The 17304-nt window shown below is 55.7% G+C and carries 15 protein-coding genes; 13 read left to right on the top strand and 2 right to left on the bottom strand.

The features are described from left to right. Positions 1–121 precede the first annotated feature (121 nt). The 10 genes from bchC (at position 122) to ACIQ20_RS08860 (ending at position 11702) form a co-directional block, all read left to right on the top strand. On the top strand, positions 122–1060 hold the full coding sequence (gene bchC, locus ACIQ20_RS08815) for a chlorophyll synthesis pathway protein BchC (protein ID WP_395779440.1): 939 nt from the start codon (positions 122–124) through the stop codon (positions 1058–1060). Next, a complete protein-coding gene (locus ACIQ20_RS08820) occupies positions 1057–2046 on the top strand; it encodes a chlorophyllide a reductase iron protein subunit X (protein ID WP_395779442.1) in 990 nt (329 codons plus the stop codon). The genes bchC and ACIQ20_RS08820 overlap by 4 nt, the downstream gene beginning before the upstream one ends. Before the next feature lie 6 nt (positions 2047–2052). Then, entirely contained in the window at positions 2053–3588 is a 1536-nt protein-coding gene (gene bchY, locus ACIQ20_RS08825) for a chlorophyllide a reductase subunit Y (protein ID WP_395779444.1), read from the top strand. Further along, positions 3585–5024, top strand: coding sequence for a chlorophyllide a reductase subunit Z (gene bchZ, locus ACIQ20_RS08830; protein WP_395779446.1), 1440 nt, complete (start codon positions 3585–3587; stop codon positions 5022–5024). Before bchY ends, bchZ begins: the two co-directional genes overlap by 4 nt. Before the next feature lie 187 nt (positions 5025–5211). Then, positions 5212–5364 (top strand): light-harvesting antenna LH1, beta subunit, encoded by a 153-nt coding sequence (gene pufB / locus ACIQ20_RS08835; protein ID WP_395779448.1) that lies wholly within the window; start codon positions 5212–5214, stop codon positions 5362–5364. Between the two features lie 15 nt (positions 5365–5379). Next, positions 5380–5574, top strand: coding sequence for a light-harvesting antenna LH1, alpha subunit (pufA, locus tag ACIQ20_RS08840; protein WP_313588920.1), 195 nt, complete (start codon positions 5380–5382; stop codon positions 5572–5574). A gap of 148 nt (positions 5575–5722) precedes the next feature. Further along, positions 5723–6547: a photosynthetic reaction center subunit L gene (gene pufL, locus ACIQ20_RS08845; protein ID WP_395779450.1), complete on the top strand. Its 825-nt coding sequence runs from the start codon at positions 5723–5725 to the stop codon at positions 6545–6547. A gap of 18 nt (positions 6548–6565) precedes the next feature. Continuing rightward, entirely contained in the window at positions 6566–7498 is a 933-nt protein-coding gene (gene pufM / locus ACIQ20_RS08850) for a photosynthetic reaction center subunit M (RefSeq protein WP_395779452.1), read from the top strand. 158 nt (positions 7499–7656) lie between these two features. Next, positions 7657–9582, top strand: a complete 1926-nt coding sequence (gene dxs, locus ACIQ20_RS08855; protein ID WP_395779454.1) for a 1-deoxy-D-xylulose-5-phosphate synthase — start codon at positions 7657–7659, stop codon at positions 9580–9582. Between the two features lie 122 nt (positions 9583–9704). Continuing rightward, on the top strand, positions 9705–11702 hold the full coding sequence (locus tag ACIQ20_RS08860) for a TIR domain-containing protein (protein WP_395779456.1): 1998 nt from the start codon (positions 9705–9707) through the stop codon (positions 11700–11702). A gap of 5 nt (positions 11703–11707) precedes the next feature. Here ACIQ20_RS08860 and ACIQ20_RS08865 read toward each other — a convergent pair whose 3' ends face one another. Continuing rightward, the gene (locus ACIQ20_RS08865; protein ID WP_395779458.1) at positions 11708–12790 is read right to left on the bottom strand and encodes a serine protease; all 1083 of its coding nucleotides are present in this window, start codon (positions 12788–12790) and stop codon (positions 11708–11710) included. 228 nt (positions 12791–13018) lie between these two features. On the opposite strand from ACIQ20_RS08865, the gene ACIQ20_RS08870 reads away from it, so the two are divergent. Next, positions 13019–13312: a hypothetical protein gene (locus ACIQ20_RS08870; RefSeq protein WP_395779460.1), complete on the top strand. Its 294-nt coding sequence runs from the start codon at positions 13019–13021 to the stop codon at positions 13310–13312. 86 nt (positions 13313–13398) lie between these two features. Here ACIQ20_RS08870 and ACIQ20_RS08875 read toward each other — a convergent pair whose 3' ends face one another. Then, on the bottom strand, positions 13399–14463 hold the full coding sequence (locus ACIQ20_RS08875) for a serine protease (RefSeq protein WP_395779462.1): 1065 nt from the start codon (positions 14461–14463) through the stop codon (positions 13399–13401). A 261-nt stretch (positions 14464–14724) separates the two neighbouring features. Here ACIQ20_RS08875 and ACIQ20_RS08880 point away from each other — a divergent pair, with 261 nt between their 5' ends. Further along, complete coding sequence (locus tag ACIQ20_RS08880; RefSeq protein WP_395779464.1) at positions 14725–16746, top strand: hypothetical protein; 2022 nt, start codon at positions 14725–14727, stop codon at positions 16744–16746. A 216-nt stretch (positions 16747–16962) separates the two neighbouring features. Next, positions 16963–17133 carry a Flp family type IVb pilin gene (locus ACIQ20_RS08885; RefSeq protein WP_395779466.1) on the top strand — a complete coding sequence of 57 codons (171 nt, stop codon included), beginning with the start codon at positions 16963–16965 and terminating at the stop codon, positions 17131–17133. The last annotated feature ends 171 nt before the right edge of the window (positions 17134–17304 follow it).

The following is a 17304-nucleotide window of genomic DNA, read 5'->3' on the forward strand; positions in this document are numbered from 1 at the left end:
ACATTCCCTCAGTGATCGCTACGATTTTGCGTCAGTTTCAATTGACATATCTAATCGTCCAATTAGAGTGACACCTTGGAAGATTGGATGCAGACACCGCATTCATGAGGGAAGACTTGGTATGGAAACTTTGGCCGTTGTCTTGGAAGCGCCTGAGAAGCTCTCGCTGAAAACGCTTGAGCTTAGGGATGCTGGCCGTGACGACGTCATTGTAGATGTCGACTTTAGCGGGATCAGCACGGGTACGGAGCGCTTGTTGTGGAGCGGGCGGATGCCGCCATTCCCCGGCATGGGCTATCCCCTCGTGCCAGGCTATGAATCTGTTGGCCGCGTGGTGGACGCTGGAGCGGACGCAAAAGACCGCATCGGCCAAACTGTCTTCATTCCAGGATCAACCGGCTTTATCGGCGCGCGCGGTCTGTTCGGTGGTGCTGCCCAGCGCCTGATCGCACCCAGCGCGCGCGTTATCCCCATTCAAGAATCATTGGCCAGTCGTGGCGTTCTCATTGCGCTGGCCGCGACGGCCCGACACGCGATTGCTGACGGGGCGCTGCCGCCCGAACTCATCATCGGCCACGGCGTTTTAGGTCGGCTATTGGCACGCATCGTTGTGGCCGAAGGCTATCCGGCACCTATAGTCTGGGAAACCAATCCTGACCGACATGGCGGTGCCATGGGCTATGGCGTTTGTGATCCTTCCGACGATCATCGTCGCGATTACCGGGTTATTCTCGACGCCAGTGGCGCGGGTACCTTGCTCGACAGCTGGATCGGGCGTCTGGCCCGCGGCGGCGAGATTGTTTTGGCGGGCTTTTATGATCAGCCGATCAGCTTTGCCTTCCCCCCTGCTTTCATGCGCGAGGCACGTATTCGCATCGCCGCAGAATGGACCCCGGCCGACTTGGCCGCGACGCTGGAGCTTGTTTCCGATGGTCGTCTGTCGCTCGACGGACTCATCACCCACGAAGCCGAAGCTGAAGGTGCCGCCGGTGCCTACAGGACTGCATTTTCCGATGCTGCCTGTCTCAAGATGATTTTGGACTGGAGAGGTTGCGCATGACCGTTACGCTGTTGGATAGACGTGCTCTGGTAGAAGAGGCTTCTCAAGAGCCTGATCCCGTTCATACGGGTGAAGTTACCAAAGAGACCCAGGTAATCGCGATCTATGGCAAGGGCGGCAGTGGCAAAAGCTTTGCCCTCTCCAACCTCAGCTATATGATGGCGCAACAAGGAAAGCGCGTCCTTCTGATCGGATGTGATCCTAAATCTGACACCACGTCACTTTTGTTTGGCGGCAAGTCTTGCCCCACCATCATCGAAACCTCGGCCAAGAAAAAACTGGCCGGTGAAGAGGTGAAAATCGAAGACGTGTGCTTCGTCCGCGACGGCGTGTTTGCCATGGAATTGGGCGGCCCTGAAGTCGGGCGCGGCTGTGGCGGCCGCGGGATTATCCATGGGTTTGAGTTGCTTGAGAAACTCGGCTTCCATGATTGGGGCTTTGACTATGTTCTTCTGGACTTCTTGGGTGACGTGGTCTGTGGCGGCTTTGGCCTGCCAATCGCCCGTGACATGTGCCAGAAAGTGATCGTGGTCGGCTCAAACGACCTGCAATCGCTTTATGTCGCCAATAACGTCTGCTCGGCTGTGGAATATTTCCGCAAACTAGGTGGAAACGTCGGCGTCGCTGGCATGTTGATCAATAAGGATGATGGCACCGGTGAGGCGCAGGCCTTTGCAAAGGCCGTCGGCATTCCCGTCCTTTCAGCTATTCCGGCTGACGAAGATATTCGTCGGAAATCGGCAAATTATCAGATCATCGGCACGCCGGGCGACACCTGGGGCCCCTTGTTTGAAGAATTGGCCATGAATGTGGCCACGGCACCGCCTGTCCGCCCAACACCTCTCAGCCAGGACGGCCTGTTGGGCTTGTTCTCGCCTGATCAGACTGGTGGTGACTTCGTGCTGCGCCCGGCAACCCAAGCCGATATGCGCGGCGGTGTGTTTGCTGAAAAGCCAACGCTGGAGGTGGTCTATGACACGGTGTAACCAGCAATGACCGACTACCACGCTTCTTTCCAGCCGCCGCCGGATGATGTGCCTGCTTCCTCAGATCAAGCAGGGCAAGGATGTCATGCAGGGGCAGAAACCATGGCCGCGGCTGCTAAGGCAGCGGGTAAGTCTGAGATTCTGGACCTCTATGCCGTAGATTATCCAAAGGGCCCGCACGATCAGCCACAAAGCATGTGCCCGGCTTTCGGGTCCTTGCGCGTTGGGCTTCGCATGCGGCGCACGGCGACGGTCCTGTCAGGCTCAGCTTGCTGTGTTTATGGCCTGACCTTTACCTCGCACTTCTATGGCGCGCGACGTAGCGTCGGTTACGTGCCGTTTAACTCCGAGACTTTGGTCACGGGTAAGCTGTTTGAGGACATTCGCGATGCGGTGTTCGAGCTTGCAGACCCTGCGCTCTACGACACCATCGTTGTGACCAATTTGTGCGTGCCGACCGCTTCGGGCGTGCCGCTGCAATTGTTGCCTAAAGAGATCAATGGTGTGCGCATCATTGGCATTGATGTGCCAGGCTTTGGCATTCCAACCCATGCAGAAGCCAAGGATGTGCTGGCTGGGGCCATGTTGCGCTATGCCCGTACGGAGGCCGAAGCTGGCCCTGTCCAAGCACCTCAAAATCTGTCGAAGGATCGGCCAACCATCACGCTCTTGGGTGAGATGTTCCCCGCAGACCCAGTCGGCATTGGCATGATGCTAGAGCCTTTGGGCTTGGCAGCAGGTCCGGTTGTACCAACGCGTGAGTGGCGTGAACTTTATGCCGCCCTTGATTGCGCTGCAGTTGCGGCCATTCACCCCTTCTATACGGCAAGTGTCAGAGAGTTTCAGACGGCAGGTCGCAAGATCGTCGGCTCTGCCCCGGTTGGTCGCGACGGCACTGCCGCTTGGTTGGACGCCATTGGCGAGGCTTGCGGCATTGCCCAAGCCAAAGTCGACTTTGCTAAAAACCGCTTCTTGCCAGCCATCAAGGCCGCCTTGTCAAATGCGCCGATTAAGGGCCGCCTGACCGTGTCGGGCTATGAGGGCTCCGAGCTTTTAGTTGCGCGCCTTTTGATCGAAAGTGGAGCGGAAGTCGCTTATGTCGGCACCGCCTGCCCGCGTACGCCTTGGTCTGAGCCTGACCGTGAGTGGCTGGAGAGCAAGGGCGTTCTGGTTCAGTATCGCGCTTCGTTGGAGCAAGATATTGCAGCGGTCGATGCCATTCGCCCAGATCTCGCTATTGGCACGACTCCAGTGGTGCAACACGCCAAGCAATTGTCGATCCCTGCGCTCTACTTCACCAATCTAATCTCCGCGCGGCCTCTTATGGGACCAGCAGGTGCAGGCTCGCTAGCGACCGTGATCAATGCCGCTTTGGCCAATCGCGCCCGTTTCGAGAAGATGACGGCTTTCTTTGACGGCGTCGGTTCACACGACACGGCTGGTGTCTGGGAAGATACCCCAGTGGAGCGCCCAGAGTTTAAAGCTAAATATGCCAGAGCCTTAGCCGCAACGCGCGCAGCAGAGGAGGCCGTGGGAACATGACCTTGGTGCTTGATCACGACCGTGCCGGTGGCTATTGGGGCGCTGTTTATGCCTTCACAGCCATTAAAGGCCTGCAAGTCATTATCGATGGGCCTGTCGGGTGTGAAAACCTGCCTGTAACCTCGGTTCTGCATTACACCGACGCATTGCCGCCGCATGAATTGCCGATTGTTGTCACAGGCCTTGGCGAAGAAGAATTAGGCCAAACCGGCACCGAAGCTGCGATGAAGCGGGCCTGGAAAGCACTTGACCCGCATTTGCCGGCAGTGGTTGTAACCGGTTCTATCGCGGAAATGATCGGCGGCGGGGTGACGCCTGAGGGCACGAACATTCAACGATTTCTGCCGCGCACGATCGATGAAGATCAGTGGCAAAGTGCAGACCGTGCATTAACCTGGCTCTGGACCAATTTCGGCACCAAGAAAGTGCCAAAGCTTAAGCCACGCAAAGAAGGTGCGAAGCCCAAAGTCAATATCATTGGCCCGGCTTACGGCATGTTCAATCTACCCTCCGACTTGGCCGAAATTCGGCGCTTGATCGAGGGCATTGGTGCAGAAGTTGGCATGGTGTTCCCGCTTGGCTCGCATTTGGCCGATGTAAAGCGACTGGCAGAAGCCGAAGTTAATGTGTGCATGTATCGTGAGTTTGGCCGCAATCTCTGCGAAACGCTTGAACGGCCTTACTTGCAGGCCCCGATTGGACTTGAATCAACGACGTTGTTCTTGCGTAAACTGGGTGAAATGACGGGTCTGGATCCAGAGCCTTTCATCGCCAAGGAAAAGCACACCACAATCAAGCCGATATGGGATTTGTGGCGCTCGGTCACACAAGACTTCTTTGGTACGGCTAGCTTCGCCATTGTCGCCAACGAGACTTATGCGCGTGGGGTTCGCAACTTCCTTGAGACCGATATGGGTCTTCCGTGCACGTTCTCCTTCGGCAGACGCGCAGGGGTTAAGCCCGACAATCAAGCTGTTCTGGAGGCCTTAAAGACCAGTCCGCCTTTGATCCTGTTCGGCAGCGTGAATGAGCGGATGTATATGGCCGAGCTTGGCTCACGGGCTTGCTTCATTCCGGCTAGCTTCCCTGGGGCCATCATTCGTCGTCATACCGGCACCCCTTTCATGGGCTATTCCGGCGCGACTTATCTGATCCAGGAAGTGTGCAATGCGCTGTTCGACGCGTTGTTTCATATTCTGCCGCTCGCCGGACAAATGGACAAAGTTGAGGCCACACCAGCGCGGCACCATGTCGAATTATCCTGGGATGACGATGCCAAGGCCGCGCTTGATGCCATTGTCGACAGACAACCCGTCCTGGTCCGCATCTCTGCGGCTAAGCGCCTGCGGGACAGCGCAGAACGGGCCGCCCGCCTTGCTGGCGAAACAAATGTTGCTCTGGAGCGCGTGACGCGCACCCAGCAAGAGATGGCGTGAGGTCGGATCATGTTTGCATCCCTCTCCTCCTCTCAAGAAATTTTCTGCCGGACTTCGACCGGCAGAATGACCCTTTTGGCTCGCCTTGCGCAAGCCATCCAAGCCGCCGCGCCGTTCTGCGACGCGACTGGCCCAGTTGTGGGGGCTCACCACAACAATAGCCGTTCCAAAATATGGAGGGTAACTAATGGCTAATGACTCAAACTCAGGCTCGATCAGCGGTCTGACCAGCAATGAAGCGAAGGAATTCCATCGTATCTTCATGGGTGGTTTTGCTGCGTTTTTCGCCGCCTCATTTGTCGCTCACATCCTGATCTGGATGTGGCGTCCGTGGTTCTAGGAAGGGAGATAGATCATGTATCGCATTTGGCTTCTATTTGATCCACGTCGCCTGTTGGTGGCACTCATGACCGTTATGGCAACCATGGTGATGCTCATGCATTTCCTGATGCTCAGCACCACACGGTACAACTTCCTTGAAGTTAATGAGCCGCCTGCAGCAGCAGCACCAGCTGCTTCTTTGCAGAGCTCAGCTCCGTCTCACGGCTGAGCTAACCAAAAATGCGCTTGCGGGCCTCGCTGTTCGCACGCGCTGGTAGGTGCAGACGACCGACAATCAAGGTCGTCTGCTCCCACTGTCGCTTTTTGCACGAATTCGCTGACGTGTTGATTTCAGCGAGCAAGGGAGGACGCAAATCATGGCCTTGCTGAGTTTTGAACGCAAATATCGTGTTCGAGGTGGGACGCTGGTTGGCGGCGACCTCTTCGACTTTTGGGTGGGGCCTTTTTACGTAGGGTTCTTCGGAGTGACCGCGATTTTCTTCTCGGCGCTTGGCACCGCCTTGATCCTTTATGGCGCAGCCATAGGTCCAACTTGGAATGTGTGGCTGATCGATATTCGACCGCCCGCTGAAAGTTATGGACTGGCCTTGGCACCGATGAAACAAGGTGGTCTGTGGCAAGTAATTACAATCTGCGCAGTTGGTGCATTTTCCTCTTGGGCGCTACGCGAAGTTGAAATTGCTCGAAAGCTTGGCATGGGGCTCCACGTTCCGTTTGCTTTTGGCTTTGCGATCCTTGCCTATGTCACATTGCAAGTTTTCCGTCCGGTTCTCATGGGCTCATGGAGCCATGCCTTTCCGTATGGGATCTTTACGCATTTGGACTGGGTTTCAAACGTCGGCTACCAATACATCAATTTCCATTACAATCCGGCCCACATGGTGGCGGTCACTTTCTTCTTCGTGAACACCTTTGCTTTGGCACTGCATGGATCTCTAATCCTGTCCGCAACCAATCCTGGCGAAGGCGAAGTGGTTAAAACCCCGGAGCATGAAGACACATTCTTCCGCGATATTCTCGGCTATTCCATCGGTACCCTTGGGATCCACCGTCTGGGCCTGTTTTTGGCACTTTCGGCTGTCTTCTGGAGTGCGGTGTGTATCATAATCAGCGGTCCAGTCTGGTCGCTCGGTTGGCCCGAGTGGTGGGACATGTGGCTTAAACTCCCAATTTGGGGCTAATAGGCAGGAGCACGCAAAATGGCTGGCTATCAAAACATCTTTACACAAGTCCAGGTCCGAGGACCTGCAGAACTTGGCGTTCCTTTGCCTAAGGGCAGTTTGGAGCGCGACGGCGAAGGCTTTATTGGCATCTCGCGCTTGCTAGGCAAGATCGGCAATGCCCAATTGGGGCCAATCTACTTAGGCTGGACAGGTACCTTATCGCTGTCCTTTGGCTTCCTTGCCTTATTCATCATCGGCATGAATATGTTCGCCTCGGTGGATTACAATATCGTCGAGTTCATCCGACAATTGCCGTGGCTTTCCTTGAACCCACCGCCACCCGAACAAGGCTTCAATATTCTGCCACCGCTTGATCAAGGGGGCTGGTTCGTGATTACCGGCTTCTTCTTTACGCTATCGGTGGTGTTATGGTGGGTCCGCACGTATAATCGGGCCAGGGCGCTTGGTCTGGGCACCCATGTTGCTTGGGCTTTTGCCTCTGCGATCTGGTTGTTCCTCGTGCTGGGCTTCCTTCGTCCTATGCTCATGGGCAGCTGGAGTGAGGCAGTTCCATATGGGATTTTCTCCCACTTGGATTGGACCGGGGCTTTCTCCATCACCTATGGCAATCTGTTCTACAACCCGTTCCATTGTCTCTCGATCGTCTTCCTCTACGGGTCGGCTCTCTTGTTCGCGATGCATGGTGCGACCATTCTTGCCGTCAGCCGCTATGGCGGTGAGCGTGAGATTGAGCAGATCACCGATCGCGGTACGGCTTCTGAACGGGCTGCATTGTTCTGGCGCTGGACCATGGGCTTCAATGCCTCGATGGAATCCATCCACCGCTGGGCTTGGTGGTTCGCCGTGCTGACCACTCTTACCGGCGGCATCGGGATCTTGTTGACAGGGACCGTCGTCAGCGACTGGTATGGCTGGGCTGAAGTCCACAATTACGCCCCACCTCGCTAAGCGAACCCTTTTGATTGGGGTCAATGCCGGTGCATTGGCCCCAATTGCCCCCTACCTCTAGGCTGGGCCCAAGCTGAGCCCAGATGTTCGCCCCAAAACAAGCTGGTTGCCCTCGCACCACCCTAAAACGCAACACTCGCCTTAGAAGGAAGCAGGCCATGCGCGAAACTCCGCTCTTGGATACGATCCACACCCCGGCAGACATGCGGTTTCTCGAGCGAGAGCAGCTCACCCAATTGGCTGGCGAAGTTCGCGACACCATGATTGATGCTGTGTCTGTCACCGGTGGTCACCTTGGCGCTGGCTTGGGCGTGGTCGAGCTGACCGTTGCTTTGCACCATGTTTTTGATACCCCGGACGATATTCTGATCTGGGATGTGGGCCATCAGGCCTATCCCCATAAAATCCTCACAGGCCGTCGCGACCGCATTCGTACCTTGCGGCAAGCCAATGGCTTATCTGGTTTTACCAAGCGTTCTGAAAGTGTTTATGATCCATTTGGCGCAGCCCATGCTGCGACATCGATCTCTGCGGCGCTTGGATTTTGTGTCGCGCGCGATTTGAAAGGCGATAACAACCACGTCATCGCTGTGATCGGCGATGGCTCCATGACGGCCGGTATGGCGTATGAGGCGATGAATATCGCCGCCTCTTCGACCAAGCGGTTGATCGTCATCTTGAACGACAATGACATGTCGATTGCGCCGCCCGTTGGGGCGATGAGCAATTATTTTGCGCGCTTACTTTCCGGACGGTCATTCTTATCGCTGCGCAAAGCCGCCAAAAAAATGATTGAAGTCTGGCCCTTGCCGCTCGCGGATGCTGCGCGCAAAGCAGATGAATATGCTCGTGGTATGGTCCAGGGTGGCACCTTCTTTGAAGAGCTTGGCTTCCACTATATTGGCGTGGTTGATGGTCACGACCTCGACACCCTAGTGCCGATCCTGCGCAATGCGAGCGAAATCGACCATAAACCCGTTCTGGTTCACGTCCGCACCCAGAAGGGCATGGGTTATGCCCCGGCCGAAAGTGCGGCTGATAAGTACCACGGCGTTTCGAAATTCAACGTTATCACCGGCGAACAACAAAAGGCCCCAGCGGGTCCGCCAACCTATACCAAGGTGTTTGGTGATTCCTTAGTGCATGAAGCGCGCAAAGATTCTCGCGTCGTAGCCATTACGGCTGCCATGCCCACGGGCACGGGCCTAGATTTGTTTGAAGCCGCATTCCCAGATCGCATGTTCGACGTCGGGATTGCCGAGCAGCACGCCGTTACCTTCGCGGCAGGCCTTGCGGCCGATGGTATGAAGCCTTTTGCCGCAATCTATTCTACATTCCTGCAACGCGGTTATGATCAAGTCGTTCATGACGTGGCGATCCAGAAACTTCCCGTCCGCTTTGCCATCGACCGCGCTGGGCTAGTGGGCGCAGATGGGGCAACCCATGCTGGTTCGTTTGACATTGGCTTTTTGGGTGCGCTTCCTGGCTTTGTGCTGATGGGGGCTGCGGATGAAGTCGAACTGGCCCGCATGGTTGCAACTTGCGCTGCCTATGATGAGGGCCCCAGTGGCGTACGTTACCCCCGGGGTGAGGCATTGGGTCTGGCTATGCCGGCAGATCCCGCGCCTTTAGAAATTGGCAAAGGTCGCATCCTGCGCGAAGGCACAAAGATCGCGCTTCTGTCCTTCGGGGCAAGGCTTGGTGACACGTTGCGGGCAGCAGATCGCCTCAACGCGATGGGCCTGTCGACCACTGTCGCAGATGCACGTTTTGCCAAACCGATTGATGAAGACTTGGTTCGTCGTCTCGCGCGGGAACATGAAGTTCTGTTGACGATCGAAGAAGGTGCCGTGGGTGGCTTCGGCGCGTTCGTGCTTCACTTCTTGGCCAAAGAAGGGGCTTTAGACAAGGGCTTGCGCATTCGTGCCTTGACATTACCTGACCGGTTCCAAGATCAGGCCAGCCCGAACGCCATGATTGCAGAAGCTGGCCTCGATAGCTTGGGCATTCTGTCAGCCGCCCTTTCGGCGCTTGGCCTGGATGAGGCAGCGTTCCACGCTGCGTCTGACTTAGTACGTGCCTAGTCCCTGAGTGGCTTGCTGCCCTCTTTAGCAAGCCGCCTGATCTAAATCGACTATTTGGCCAAAGGCCTCGACGTCCCGCTCAGCTTTCTGTACAAGTAGGGGTTGAAACATGGGGACTGTAGGTGCCGGACATCTTCCTATCCTATAACCGAGAGGACCAAGCCAAAGCACGGCTCTTTGCCGACGCGTTTGCGAGTGAAGGTTTTGATGTTTGGTGGGATACCACGCTGCGCGCGGGCGAGGCCTATGACGAAGTAACTGAGAAGGCTTTACGAGAAGCCGGTGCCGTCGTGGTCCTATGGTCTAAGAAGTCGGTGGCTTCTCGGTGGGTGCGCGCAGAAGCGACAATTGCAAATCGGCAAAAGACCCTTGTTCCTGCCATGATTGAGGTCTGCGAACGGCCGATTATGTTTGAGCTAACCCAAACGGCTGAGCTCGGTCACTGGGCTGGTGATCGTACCGATCCGGCTTGGCGAGCTTTCTTGGCGGATGTGCGACAGCATTTGGCGCAACGCTCACATCCGGTGCAAGGCAATACGCCTGGCCCAGCCAAAGAAGTACCCAGTATCCGTGAAGTCTATCTGGACGCAGGGTACAAGCAGAGCCTAAACCGTCGTATTTTGATCGGGGTTGGTGCCGCTGGCATCGGCCTTGTCGGAACTGGACTAATCTGGTGGTTGAACCGCAAGGACCAACAGGCCGGGGCGGCGGGTCGCTCGGCTGCTTTGGATAATCGTGTCGCGGTATTGCCCTTCCTCAATCTCAGCGGTGATCCCAAGCAAGACTACTTTGCAGACGGGCTCTCGGCAGAGGTACGCGCCGAACTTGCGCGCAATTCAGCCTTGCAAGTCGCCGCACAAACCTCGTCTTCGGCATTTAAAGATCGCGCCCAGACGGCTAAGGAGATGGCAAGCAAATTGGGCGTTGTCTATCTCCTCGACGGCAACGCGCGCAAGGCCGACTCGCTCGTCCGCGTAAATGCAGAACTGATCGATGGAAAAACGGGCTTTAGCCTTTGGACGCAAACGTTTGAGCGCCCAATTGACAATGTATTTGCCGTGCAGAGCGAGATTGCAGCCGCGGTCACAACCGCTCTGGTCGACCGGGTCGCGCAGCAGACTTCTGAAAAGGCTCCAACCGCCAAAGCGTCTGGCACCAGTCCCGGCGGCACTCAAAATGTTGCCGCGTTTGAGCATAAGCTGAAAGGCCGGGCTCTGTTTGAATCCGCGCTAGGTGGCCAAACTGATCGCGACGCCCTAGCACAGTTTGACGCCGCCCTTACCCTAGACCCCAATTATGCAGCCGCCCATGCGTGGCGCTCTCGCACGCTTTCTGTACTCTATGGCCAGTCAATTTCCCCCAATGCTGCAGAAAAGATGCGCTTGGATGCGATCGCAGCGGGCCGGAAGGCCGTCGCCCTCGCCCCCGATTTTGCTGACGGATACTCGGCTTTAGGATTCGGCCTGTTCAATGTTGGGCTCGATGTTAAAGCGGCAAAGCCTGTATTTGCGCAATCGATAAAGTATGGCCGGGGCGACGGCGACGTCTTGACCGGATTTGCCGTTTTCTGTGCCCGAACCGGCCGTGCTGATGAGGCAGCGGAAACAATCGCACGGGCTACGACTTTGGACCCACTTAACCCAACCGTGTTCCGCTCTTCCGGCACAATCGCGTTACTGGCTCGTCGTTACGCAGAAGCCTTGCCATTTTTTGAGCGCGCGCTGAGCATGAACCCAAAAATGAGTGTCGCGCATAGTTTCCGTGGCACGGCACTCCTGCTTATGGGCCGTCTGGCTGAGGCGCGACAGGCCTATGAGGCTGAGCCAAATCGGGTATTCGCGTTGCCAGGTCTTGCGATCCTGGACCATTTGACAGGCCAGAAAGCCGCTGCGCAAGTCAATCTTGAAAAGCTCGTCGGCGAGGCGGGAGATTCTGGTCTCTATCAGCAGGCGCAAGTCTATGCGATGTGGGGTGAGCTGGAGCGTGCCGTAGCGCAGCTGGAGCGCGCCTATCAGGTTAAAGATGCGGGCCTCGCAAACCTGTTTACAGACCCACTCTTGGACAAGCTTAAGGGCAATGCAGCCTATCAGCGCTTGGTAGAAGTCATTGGGTTTATCTAGAGCCGCTAGGGGTAGGAACGGCGCGCGGGCGGCAGGCGCTTGGCCGACCTTATCCACTCAATATGCATGGCCACGCGCGTATAGACGCCCGGAAAGCCTCGATAGCCGCACCCTCTGCCCCAGCTAACAATGCCAACTTGAATCGGCGTGCCTCGGGGGTTGGTGATGGTCATTGGCCCGCCACTATCGGCTTGACAGGCGTCTTGGCTTTCCTGACCGGGACGATCATTGAGCATCTGGCTATCTGGCTCGCGCGCGCACAAGACAGTCGAATTGATCTGGTCCGGCTTCTCCAATTTGTCCGCGCAGGCTTTCGTCGGCATGCGTTGCAATTGGACCTTTTGCAGAATGGGCGAAAAGCTGTCTTTATCACGATAAGAGGTGAGGCCCCAACCGGTAACCATAAACAGGTGATTGGGCGTTAAGGATGGGCCTGATGGGACATCGCCATGCAATGCGATGGCTTCCACACCATAACGGCCGATGTCCCACTTCAAAAGCCGTTCATCAACAAAGTGCAACAGGGCTATATCGTTGAGTTTTAGGATTGAATCATATCCCGAATGGCGCACGGCCTGATCAATCCGAAAGCTCACACCCTCATCCTTGCTTAGATCGCGCGCACCAAGTCGCACGCGATAGTCGCTCAATTTGAAATTCGCGTCGTCGAAGCAGTGCGCGGCCGTCAAGACCCAGTTGTTGCCGATATAGGACCCGCCACACAAGACATGCTCCTTCCAGTCTTGGTGCGGGTTTCTGCCAGCTTGCAGGTCATAGGCCCGAAAAATTTGAACCTGCCATGGTGCTTCACCCGGGCCAACATTCTGGCCACCGATGATGGTTTCTTGGCAGGATTGCAGGCCTGCCTGACCCGCTAAGCATGGAGGTAAGCCCTGTTCCATGCCGTCTTGGGCGGGTTCGGCCTCCATGTCTGCGCCGCCAAGAACGCCTGCGCCCGGCTCTGGTTCTGGCGCGCTTTGCGCGGTTGCAGATAGGGGAGTGGTCACGACCATTAGAATCAAAAGTGCAGGAGCTAGCCCTTGCTTACGCCAATCTTGGCTCTTCAAATCCGCGGCATGAATGGTCATGGCATTTGCTCCCAACATCCCACCTTTGCAAACTTTTGCAATGCGGGAGTGCGCCCATATTTGCCTAATTTGACCCCACCGCAACCTGAATCGGACTTTCAGGACAATTTAATTGAATAATTCAGCGAAAATGACGCGTGTGATCATCCTAAGTGGCCATTTTTCCAATTGCTAAACCCTTGCAGGTCAGCTTAAGCTCATGGACCAAACTTTTTGGGAGGGTCTGACATGTTGAAATTGAAACTCATTGCACTCGCTGCTGTTGCAGGCATTACCGTCGCAGGCTGTAGCCAGCCAAAGCCTGCCGAGCCTGCTGCTGATGCCGCCGTTACTAATGAAGTTGCGCCCGCTGCTGATGCCGCTGCAGATGCCGCCACGAATGCCACCGATGCAGCCGCTGCCATGCCAGAAGAGAGCATGAATGCTGTGGATGCTGCGGCTCCCGCGGAAGCACCGCCAACTGAAGAAGAACGTGCCAACCCAGATCGTCGGGCACCAGCTGCTCCGGATGCACCGAAATAGGGCTCACTCCGATTTAAAACTCCAGAGGGCGGGTGCCAGTGCAGCGATGCGGGTGCCCGCCCTTTTTGTATCTGACCGTAAGCCGTTTAGCGCAGCACACTCACATCGCTAGGTGCTGCCATCGCCCGGCGGATCCAGCCTAGATGCCGAGAAACGCGCGTGTAGACTCCGGGATTGCCGGGGACAGCGCAACCAATTCCCCAACTCACAATTCCGACTTGGACAGCAACTGCGCGCCCAGAGCTGCGATGGAAGACTGCTGCATTAAGCGGGCCGCCACTGTCCCCTTGACATGCATCAATACCCGGCCCAATCGCGCAAATTACTGTTTCATTTATCCTGTCAGGCGCTTTGAGGGCTTGGGCACAAAACTGATTGGGCATGCGGTTAAGATTGAATCCTAGGAGATTCTTCGAATTGCGACCGTCAGGCCCGACCGAAGTCACACCCCACCCCATGGTGATCAATTGATGTTCCGGTGTAAGGCGAGGGCCTTCCCCTATGTCCCCGTGGAGGAAGATGGGCTTAATCCCCAGTTCCTTTAGCGGCTTAGGGTCCGTCCGTTCATCGACATAGTGCAAGAGGGCGATATCATTGAGTTTTGTTTGGGCATTGTAATCTTTATGGACGATCACGCGATCAATTTTGAAGGCAACCCCTTCTGATTTTGATAAATCACCTACGCCCAAACGAACCGTCAGGCCGTAGCGGAGCACATCGTCTTGTTTGATGCAATGCGCCGCCGTCAGAATCCAATTCGGCGCAATCATAGACCCACCACACACGTGATTTAGCTCCCATAAGGGAAACTTTTGACGGACTGCTGCTGGATACTCAGAAGCCGGAACATTTCTTGAGATTTGGGCTTGCCAATAGGCTTCATTCTTGTTGAGAAAGTGGCCCCCCATCCCTTCCAAGGTGCAGTATTTATTACTGCCATCGAGGTTCAAGACACAACCGTCGAAAACGTCGAGCAGCTCAAACGGCTCTACCTCGTAATCCTGATCCGCCCCGCCCAACAGGGTTTCTGTTGCCACTGGCGGGGTGGCTGGGTCCAAATCTTGGGCTGTGGCTACTGACCCGACACCAATGATCACCAAGAAGGCGAGACGCGCAAGCTGCGTAAAAGTATCAGAGGCTTGAATGGGCATGCTAAAAACTCGCTATGTCAGATCAGGCTCTCGACTATCGACCCTCATGGCGAAAAATCAAGATGCGAAAGACCCGACGAGCCTCCGAATAGACTCTCGACGGGATCCTGTGGCTCCTGTAACGCTGGAACCAAGAATCTTGATGCAAGTTGGACGTCGACGGGGCGAGGATGAACATTTCTAATCAGGGAAATAGCCCGCTCGCAGGCCTTAAAGCCCATGAAATCTACGTGCCGATCAGGCTAGGGATAGCTCTATTCCATGGCTAAGCAATTATCGTTTTCAGTTCCCACCGCCCCTGCGATCCGCCTGTGTTTGGGTGTCACAGGCCATCGTGAAGCCAACCCAGCTTTTTCGGTCAATCGGGCCTCAATCGAAGTGGCGTTGGAACAGGTGTTCGACTTGCTGGATTCGGCGGTTGCACAAGAGCGCGCTGCGGAGCCGAAAGCGACAGTGGCCGCAACCCGCATACATTCCCTCCTGGTGGATGGTCTCGATCAAATTGCGGCACGCCAAGCCAAGGACCGCGCTTGGGAATTAGTCGCGCCTTTGCCGTTCGGGCGCAAATTAAACACTGCGATCAATGCCCATCCGCTTGATGCGGACGAAGCGCGTTTCTTGCTGTCGGGGGCAGGGGCTTGTTCTACGCCAACCAAGGCCCGGGCGGCTGTGATCGACGAATTAGTCGCTTCCGCGCGCTTATTTGAGCTCGCTGATCGAGATGCACTGATAGAGCGCCTCTATCTTGCCAAACTTGCCGCTCCTAAGGACGTTAATGCGGCCCAAGCCTATTCCTTTGCGGCCTCCGAACGTGTGGCCTTGGCCGCCCAAGTGATGATCGAGCAATCAGATCTTGTCGTCGGTGTTTGGGATGGGGCCAGCACCAGCTTTGTTGGCGGGACGGGCCACACGATTGCGCTTGCCTTGTCGATGGGAACGCCCGTGCTTTGGATTGATGCGCGCAACCCCCGAAGTTGGCGCATCTTAAGTGTGCCGGAGCACTTGGCCACACTGCCGCACGTGACGGGCGATGCAACCCAACCGCAAGAAGATTTACGCAAGCTGGTAGAGTCCGTTTTACGCCCAACGCCTGGCAAAGCAAAAGTCCATAAGGGCAATCATGAAGAGGGTTTAAAGGCGCTCGAGGCCGAAAAATGGCGACCAAAGAGCCAATTTTGGTGGCATGGTTATCGTCGCGTGGAGGCCCTCTTTGGTTCAGAACGCCTTGCTGATCGGTTCCGCAATCTCAGCCTAAGCTATGAAAGTCCCGGGGCTGCTCCCACAGGCGATAGCCAAGCGCAGATTGAAGCTGCGCGAAACCTGGTGCAGCAAGACCCCGATTTCGTGGAGAAAATTTCGGCAGACATTCTCAAGCGCTTCGTCTGGGCAGATGGCATCTCGTCGCATTTGTCGGATGCCTATCGTGGCGGCATGGTTCTAAACTTTTTGTTCGCCGCTTTCGCGGTGGTCGGCGGTATTGCTTATTTGCCTATGGCCTCGAGTGAGCAGAAGTGGATTTTTGCGGGGTTTGAATTGGTTTTGCTTGCCGGAATTTTGGCTATCACGTGGATTGGACAAAAGCGCCGTTGGCATCGTCGTTGGTTTGAGACCCGCCGCGTGGCAGAATATCTGCGTCATGCCACAATCCTCTTGACACTTGGGGTCGCGCGGCCTGCGGGTCGATGGCCGCGTGGCACGCAGACATCCTGGCCCGAATGGTATGCTCGTCACGGGCTGCGTGATGTCGGTCTGCCGCAAGTGACAATCACGTCCACTTACCTGCGTACCGCGCTTTGTGATCTTGTCCTGCGCCACGCCGCAGCGCAAAGCACGTATCATCGACAAAAGGCCAAGCGTCTGCACAAGACGCATCACCGCTTGGATCAATTGTCTGAAGCCTTATTCGCCCTCGCGGTCCTTTCGGTGTCGCTCTATTTGGGGCTAAAACTCGCCGGCACGACCCATTTGATCTCGAAAGAAGTGGCGAGCCATTTCTCAAAGCTATTCACTTTCTTAGGCGTCTTCTTGCCCACCTTTGGCGGAGCCATCGCTTCCATCCGCTATTTTGGTGATTTTGAGCGCTTTTCGGCAATCTCTGAAGTCACAGCGGAAAAGCTTGATGTGATTGCCGAACGAGGTGCCATCCTGCTCGCTGGGCCTGAGCAGTTTATTTCTTATGCCCAAGTGGCGGAGTTGGTGCATGCGACAGATGATGTCGTTGTGAGCGAGATAGAGAATTGGCAATCAGTCTTTGGTGGAAAGAATATCGCTGTTCCAGTTTGAGTATTTATTGGGAGTGTCTACTTGTAAGTGAAATTTTTCAATGTGGTTTAGAATCGCGATTTCATGTCTCAAGATAGCCAGGACCTCTGATAGATAAAGTTTGAGTACCTGATTTTACCTAATGTTTATTCCTGTGTCGTGTAGGTGATCATGCAGAGAAAGGAATCTCGCTTAGTAGATGCCATCTCGTGCGCGCATGTCAGAAGGAAGAGACCGTTGAAAAAGTTTTTGCAAAAATTTCGTAAGGGCGAATCTGGGGCGACTGCCATTGAATATGGCCTGATCGCAGCCTTGATCGCTGTCGTGCTGATCTCCTCGTTGACCCGTCTTGGCAACAATATGGGCACCCGCTTCAACTCGATTGGTACCTCAGTCGGCAGCCGCTAAAGCGGTATTTAGCCTTCGGGCAGCTGATCCACCAATAAAAAACGGGATCACGTCCCATTTGGTGGTGTAACACGCGGTGACAGCTAATCCCCCTGCGCAGCGCTCGTCACATAGCTGGCGGAGCGGGGGGATTGGCGGTTGGTCATTGATCATTCTGGTTTAGGATTGGGT

Source organism: Aquidulcibacter sp. (genome assembly GCF_044346625.1).
GTDB lineage: Bacteria > Pseudomonadota > Alphaproteobacteria > Caulobacterales > Aquidulcibacteraceae > Aquidulcibacter.